General features: G+C 71.2%; 1 protein-coding gene. It reads left to right on the top strand.

The window, feature by feature from the left end:
• Positions 1-387: DedA family protein (locus C5B91_RS21775; RefSeq protein WP_119713055.1), on the top strand; the 387-nt coding region annotated here is incomplete at its 5' end.
• Positions 388-438 lie beyond the last annotated feature (51 nt).

Raw genomic sequence — 438 nt, 5'->3', positions numbered from 1 at the left:
GAACTCCTCGTCCCCGGTGCGCTGGTGCTGGTCGGCGAGCGACTGCTGCTTCCGATTCTCGCCGTCGCCGTGCTCGGCGCGACCGTCGGTCAGGTCGGACTGTTTCTCGTCGCCAAGCGGGGCGGCCGCGAGTATCTCCTGTCGCGGCCGTGGTTCCGCGTCAGCGAAGACTCCCTCGACCGGTTCGACGGCTGGTTCGACCGCTGGGGTCCCGTCGTCGTTCCGCTGAGCAACGCGATGCTGTTCACCCGCGGGATGCTCACCGTGCCGGCGGGGCTGTCCGGGATGTCGGTAAAGCGGTTCCTCGCGCTCTCGGCGCTCGGGACCGTCGTGTTCGAGAGCGCGCTCGCGGCGCTGTACGTGTTCGGCGGCCAAGTGCTCGCGTGAGCGGACGCGCCGCCGACCGAGGCGGGTCGGCGCGGCGGCGGTAGGCTGACG

Origin of the sequence: Haloferax sp. Atlit-10N (assembly GCF_003586325.1) — an archaeon.
Classification (GTDB): domain Archaea; phylum Halobacteriota; class Halobacteria; order Halobacteriales; family Haloferacaceae; genus Haloferax; species Haloferax prahovense.
This window is presented reverse-complemented; position numbering and strand designations above follow the sequence as displayed.